A 6,843-nucleotide genomic window follows, 5' to 3' on the forward strand; every position below is an offset into this window, starting at 1 on the left:
CCCCCGAAGCCGCCCCCCGTTCAAACCGAGGAGCTTCCTTCGGCCCGAGACGCCGCGCCTCAGGATCCGGCTCGCAAGCGGAGGCGCTCCGAGGTCGTGATTCCCCTGTCGGAGCGGCCCACCCAGTTGCTCGACAGCGCCACGGAGCTCTTCCTCCCCAGCATCCCCCAGCAACGAAACTGGAAGTGGATCGCGGGCATCGCCTGCGGCGTCGTGGTCGTCGCGGCCTGCGTGGGGCTCGCCCTTTCCACGCGGCGCCCGGCCACGTCCGGTGCCATGCCCGCGCCCGAAGCCCGACCCCGGCTGGACTCCGGCACCCTGCGTCCGCCCACCTTCGTCCAGTACCCCGTGACGGAGTTCCTGCTCGAGGCAGACCGCGACGTCATCATCGTCCCCCGGACCTTCAAGGCGTTTGGACCGCTCGCCCCGGAGCGCTCCTTCGTGCTCGTCGACACGACCTCGCCCGGCCGGGGTGCGCCCTTCATCCTCAGTCCGTCCCAGGGCCTCCCTCCAACGGTCTTCTTCCTGCTGTCCGGCGACGCCTCGCTCCTCCCCGAGGCGGCCCGCCTGGGGGAACTCGCGGGCGAGCCCCAAGCCATCGAGAAGGCCCGCGAGATCTCGCTCTTCCGTCTCGGACCTGGCAGCAGGGAGTCGATCCCCGAGCGGCTCATCCAACTGTCCGGCGCGAGCGTCGCGGCATCGAAGTCCTTCGTCTTCCGCCCTGACGCGGAGGGGCTGCTGCTGAAGCGCGGACTCGTCCTCAAGGGGCTCGATCCGATGACGACCTACGCGCTGAACCTGGAGGCGACGCCCCAGGGCGCATTCCTTCACGGTCGCGGCGCGGGCCCTGCCACCACGGTCATCTGTTCCCAATGGGTGCCACCGCCCGAAGAGAACCCCTCGCCGCGCGGAGTCTCCCGGGACAAGGAGGCCTTGCCCCTCCAGTTCCTGCTCAGACAAGGCGAGGAGCGCCGCGTGCGAGGCGTCCTCGGACTGGTGTGTGGCTTCGTCGACGACGGCGCCGACGGCAACGAGGGGGCGCTCCGGATGCGCATCGACGCGGAGGCCGCCGTCAAGCGTCCGCCCGCCAAGAAGCCTCGCACCCCGGACGTCACGCAGCTGCTCAAGGACCTGAAGCAACACCTTCGCGAGAAGAAGTACGAGGAGGCCGTGGCCGTGGGGGAGAAATGCCTGGCCTTGATTCCCAGCCACCCCGAATGCCTGCTCCTGTCAGGCACGGCGCTGGGCTACGCGGGCCGGACGGAAGAGGGCGCGCGACGGTACCAGCGCTTTCACCAGCTCTATCCGGAACACACACAAGCGAACATCGTGGAGGGGCTCCTGATGGAAATCGAGGGCGCCTCGGCCCCGAAATGACGGCGCCACCGCGACATGATTTGCGCGCCCGCCACGGGTTACCCCCATGACCCACGATCCGCATGAGCACCTTGGACGCTACGAGCTCCTCACCCAGTTGGGTCGAGGAGGCATGGCGGAGACGTGGCGCGCGCGGTTGGTCGGCGCCGCGGGCGTCACCAAGCCAGTCCTCATCAAGAAGGTGTTGCCGGAGTTCGCCAACGACGAGGCGTTCGTCTCCATGTTCATCAGCGAGGCGCGCATCTCCGCCACGCTGTCGCACGGGAACATCGCCCAGGTCTTCGACTTTGGACGGATGGATGGACAGTACTTCCTGGCCATGGAGCTGGTGGATGGTCAGCCGCTCCACCGACTCCTGAGGCGCGCGGCGAAGACGGGCCTGCCGCAGATGCCCATTCCCCTGGCGACGTACATCGCCTTGGAGATGTGCCGGGGGCTGCACTACGCCCACACGCGCACGGACGAGAAGGGCGCGCCCCTGCACATCGTCCACCGGGACATCTCTCCGGACAATGTCCTCATCAGCTACGAGGGTCAGGTCAAGATCGTCGACTTCGGCATCGCCAAGGCGCGCATGCTGCGCAACTTCAACACCGAACCCGGCGTCGTGAGAGGGAAGTACCTGTACTTCTCTCCCGAGCAGGCGCGAGGCCGCGAGGTGGATGCCCGCACGGATGTCTGGGCAACGGGCCTGGTGCTCTACGAGATGCTGTGTGGACAGCTCCCCGTCACCGGCACGCAGGCGGCGGTGATGTCTCGGATGGTGCATGGGGAGTTCTCCTCGCCCCGGGAGGTGCGCAAGGAGCTGCCGTCCGCGCTGAATGAGATTGTGATGCGAGCGCTGTCCGTGGATGCCTCGATTCGCTACGAGTCGGCGAATGCGTTTGGAGACGCGCTGGCCTCGTTCCTCTATCCGTTCGCGCCTCGGTTCTCGACCATGAACCTGGCGTATCTCGTCCGGGAGCTGTTCAAGCCGGACCTGCTCCAGGAGGGCCGCGAGCTGACCGTGCCGCCGTCGTTCCTCGAGGAACTGGCCGCCTGGCGTGGAACGGACGCGCCTCCGCCCCGTCCCCACGCACGGCCACCGACGCCAGGGCCCGCGCCCGTGTCCAAGGTGTCTTCCCCGAGGCGCGGCGCACACAATGCCCCCACCGTGCGCACGCCTTCGGTCGCGGGTCCCTCGAAGTTCCCCAAGTGGGGTCGACTGGGGCTGGTCGCGGGCACAGGACTCCTCGCGCTCTGGGGGACCCTTCACTGGCTGCGGCCGGCGAGGGAACTCGAGGTAGCGGACGTCCCTTCCCATTCGTCGCGGCTCGCGCACTACCCGGAGCCCGGCGACGCGGGGGGTACGGTGTCTCGCTCCGCTCCAGATGCCTCGACTCCGCGGGCCGCTCAGCAGGAGGCGCTGGACGCGTCCAGTCCGGATACCGGCTCCGAGGACTCCGTCGAGTCCGAGCCCGTCCCGGAGTATCCCGCCGCGACGGCCTTCCGTCTGGACTCCCGACGACATGTCCTGCGCGTACCGCTGGACCTGGTCGCCTTCCCGCGTCTGGATTCGACCGTCACCTACCGCCTCTGGGGATCGAGCCCGTCGGATGGGTTTGCCCACCCGGCTGTCCTGGAACCCGCGCCGCGCCGGGAGCCTCCCGTCTTCTTCCTGCTCTCGGGCGAGGCGGTCAGACCGGAGGTTCGCGAGGGCGTCGTCGGTCGCCGTCCCATCTCGATAGAGGGCGTCCGGGCCGTCGCGCTGTTCACGCTGGGAGAGCCGACCCAGGATGACCTCGCCTACCAGTCGGTGTACCTCAAGCAAGAGGATGCGGCCGTCGAGCAGCGCTTCACCTTCCACCCCGAGCCCATGCGCGTCTCCGCCAGCAAGGGGCTTCTGATTCGAGGCCTGGATGCCCGGCAGACCTATACCCTGTCGCTGAATCCGGTCGGGGAGGGTGTCTTCCTGAGAGGAAGGGCCTACGCGCCGATGAGCCAGGTGGCCTGCATCGAGTGGTCCGAGCTCCCCTCCACCCTCGAGCCCGTCCGGAAGGTCGACGGGTATGCCGAGCAGCCGCTGCAGTTCCTCCTGCCGGAGTGGCGCGAGGTGAGGGTCCGCGGCATCCAGGGCCTGCGCTGCGGCTTCATCGACGATGCCGTCTTCGACAACGAAGGCGAGGCCGAGGTGCGCATCTCGCCGTGGGACCCCAAGCGCCCCAAGGCTCCCCCGGTGGAGGATGCCCGCGTGGGGGAGGCCACGAGGCTGGCCACACAAGGGCAGCGGCTGGCGCGTGCCGGACAGTTCTACGATGCCTTCCTGCTGGCCGAGGATTGCCTCTCCACCGTCCCGGAGCAGCCGGACTGCCTGGTCCTCTCGGGGGTCATGCAGGCGCGGCTCGGCCGGATGGACGGCGCCCTCGAGCGCTATCGGACCTTCCTCCGGCGCTACCCGAGCCACCCCAAGGCCGCCACCGTGAAGGAACTCCTCTCGGGCCATGGGCAGACCCGACCCGCGTCCACCCCCTAGCGGCGGGAATCCTGACATTGAGACCCGCATTCACTGACGACCCTTTTTGATCGGAATCCCTCGCGATACCCTACGCCCCAATGGCGAATGAGCAGCACGAACAGTTTGGCCGGTACGAACTCCAATCCCGAATTGGCCGGGGAGGGATGGCGGAGACGTGGCGGGCGCAGCTTCTGGGGGCCGCGGGCGTCACCAAGCCAGTCCTCATCAAAAAGGTGTTGCCGGAGTTCGCCAACGACGAGGCGTTCGTCTCCATGTTCATCAGCGAGGCGCGCATCTCCGCCACGCTGTCGCATGGGGCCATCGCGCAGGTCTTCGACTTCGGGCAGGTGGATGGCGAGTACTTCCTGGCCATGGAGTACGTGGACGGGCAGCCGCTCAACCGCATCATGAAGCGGGTGCTGCGCTCCAACTTCGCCAGCCTTCCGGTGCCCATCGCCACGTACATCGCCCTGGAGATGTGCCGCGGGCTGCACTACGCGCACACGCGCGCGGACGACAAGGGTGAGCCGCTGAACATCGTCCACCGGGACATCTCCCCCGACAACGTCCTCGTCAGCTACGAGGGCCAGGTCAAGATCGTCGACTTCGGCATCGCCAAGGCGCGCTCGCTGCGCAGCTTCGACACCGCGCCGGGCGTCGTGAAGGGCAAGTACCTCTTCTTCTCCCCGGAGCAGGCGCGGGGCGAGGACGTGGATGCGCGCACGGACGTCTGGGCCACGGCCGTGGTGCTCTTCGAGATGGTGTGTGGCCGGCTCCCGTTGGAGGGGCCGGAGTACGTGGTGATGCACAAGCTGCACACGCGCCAGCCATTGCCGCGTCCGCGCGACATCAAACCGGACCTGCCGGTGCGACTGGAGGCCATCCTCCAGAAGGCGCTCGCGGTGAAGAAGGAGGACCGCTTCGAGTCCGCGCATGCCTTCGGGGATGCGCTGGCGGGGTTTCTCTTCAAGGCCGCGCCGCGCTTCTCCGCGATGTCGGCGGCCTATCTCCTGCGGGAGCTATTCCGCCCCGACCTGACGGAGATGGGCAAGGACACCAAGGTTCCGCCCTCGTTCGTGGAGGAGCTGTCCGTCTGGCGTGCCACCAACAGCCTCCTGCCCAAGCCGACGGAGATCTCCGCGCCGGAGCTGCGCACGGAGCCGCAGACCATCGAGAGCCATCCAGGAGAGCTGCCGGATGGAGGGGAGGGGCTGGACAGCGAAGACGAGGATGAGGACGGCAACTCTCCGGACCGGGGAGGCTTCTTCGAGAACGGCTTCCGCATCTCCACGCACCACGTCGTGGTGGCCGCGGGCCTGCTGGTGCTCGCGGGGTTCATGTGGTCGGCGTTCGACAAGCTCAAGTCGGACTGGGTCCCGCCGAAGCCCTCGTCGAGCGGGCCGGCCCGGCCGCCGCTGCCCACGCCTCCGCTCAAGGACGCGGATGCCCGCAGGCCAACGGATGCACCTCCGCGGCAGCAGCCCGCTCAGGTGGCCGCGGGCAAGCCGCCCGAGGCGATGGACACAGTGCACATGCCCATGGAGTCCTTCCGGCTGGATGCACGGCGGCACCTGTTCGGCGTCTCGTCCGGGCGTGCGGCGCTGGGGACGCTGAACCCGGAGGTGACCTATCGCATCTCCGAGTCGGGGGTCTTGTCCCCGGCGGATCGCGGCAAGCCCATGCCGAGCATCTTCTTCCTGCTATCGGGGAAGAACGTCGCGGCGGACGCGGCGGTGGGCCTCGTGACGCGCAAGCCGGAGCCGTTCCGGGGCGCATCGGCGGTGATGATCTTCACGGTGGGCGCGCCCACGCCCCAGGATGACCTGCCCGAGCGCATCGTCACGGTGACGAACACGCGGACGAACGAGGAGCGCCGCCACACCATCCATCTGGAGTGGATGACCACGGACCTGAGCAGGAGCCTCTTCGTGGACGGCCTGGACCCCATGGAGGTGTACACGCTGTTGCTGGAGCCGGTGGAGGGTGGGGCCTTCACGCGAGGAAGAGATCAAGGGCCGGTGGTGACGGTGGCGTGCGTGCAGCAGGTGTCGGTGGAGCGTGATGGTCCGAGCACGCCTCCGGCCCGGGCGCAGCGCTTCCTCCTGTCGCGGGGCGAGGACGTGAAGCTCAGCGGCGTCCATGGGTTGTACTGCGGCTTCATCGACGATGACCCGACGGACAACCAGGGCGCGGTGTCGGTCCGCATCGAGACGGCCCGCGCCACCGCGGAGCGCGCCGCCGCGGCCGCCGAGCGTGCCGAGGCCGAAAACGTCGAGGTCGAGGTCGAGTCCGCCAACATCGGGCACGAGGATGCGGGAGCGCGCCCTGGGGGACATGTGTCGACGGGGACGCGTACGACCACGAGCAAGCCGGCGACATCCGGCAAGCAGCAGGAAATCGTGGTGGAGCCGGAGGAGTCGCCGGAAGCGAGTCGAGGCGAGCTGGCGCTCGAACAGGCCAAGGCCCTGTTCAAGTCGAAGCAGTTCGAGTCCGCGAGAACCCGGGCGCGCGAGTGCGTCGCGATGGAGCCGGAGAACTTCGAGTGCCACCTGTTCCTGGGCTCGGTGGCGGCGAGGCTCGGTCGCAAGGAGGAGGGCGCGAAGCACTACCGCCTCTTCCTCGACCTGGCCCCGTCATCTCATGCCCAGGCGAGCAAGGTGCTGCGCGTGCTGGAGGAGTACGAGTCCATGCAGGGCTCACCTTCCGAGCCGTAGGGCCGCAGCCTGCGCCGTGGACGCGAAGATGCTGGAAGAGCGCCAGTCCCCCAGGGTCTGGCGCGGTCTGCCCCCCGCGCTCCATCCTGTGTGAGCAGGTCGTAGTTGCGTTGTCACGCGCAGGTGGTTAGTACTACCCGGTCACTTGAATCGAGGTGGCGGTCATGATCTACGGTCGGGATGACACCGGCACAGCTGCGCAAGCTGGATGAGGCGCTGAGCGCCTACCTCGATGAGATGGTGGTCGGCATGGGACGG

General features: G+C 68.3%; 2 protein-coding genes and 1 pseudogene. All 3 read left to right on the forward strand.

Features of this window, described 5'->3' with window-relative positions:
- Positions 1-1,377 (forward strand): annotated as a pseudogene (locus FJV41_RS47185) (type IV pilus biogenesis/stability protein PilW); the annotation flags it as partial.
- Between the two features lie 46 nt (positions 1,378-1,423).
- Positions 1,424-3,889 carry a serine/threonine-protein kinase gene (locus FJV41_RS54885; protein WP_141649187.1) on the forward strand — a complete coding sequence of 822 codons (2,466 nt, stop codon included), beginning with the start codon at positions 1,424-1,426 and terminating at the stop codon, positions 3,887-3,889.
- A gap of 80 nt (positions 3,890-3,969) precedes the next feature.
- Positions 3,970-6,585 (forward strand): protein kinase domain-containing protein, encoded by a 2,616-nt coding sequence (locus tag FJV41_RS54890; RefSeq protein WP_141649188.1) that lies wholly within the window; start codon positions 3,970-3,972, stop codon positions 6,583-6,585.
- Positions 6,586-6,843: the final 258 nt, after the last annotated feature.

Origin of the sequence: Myxococcus llanfairpwllgwyngyllgogerychwyrndrobwllllantysiliogogogochensis (assembly GCF_006636215.1) — a bacterium.
GTDB lineage: Bacteria > Myxococcota > Myxococcia > Myxococcales > Myxococcaceae > Myxococcus > Myxococcus llanfairpwllgwyngyllgogerychwyrndrobwllllantysiliogogogochensis.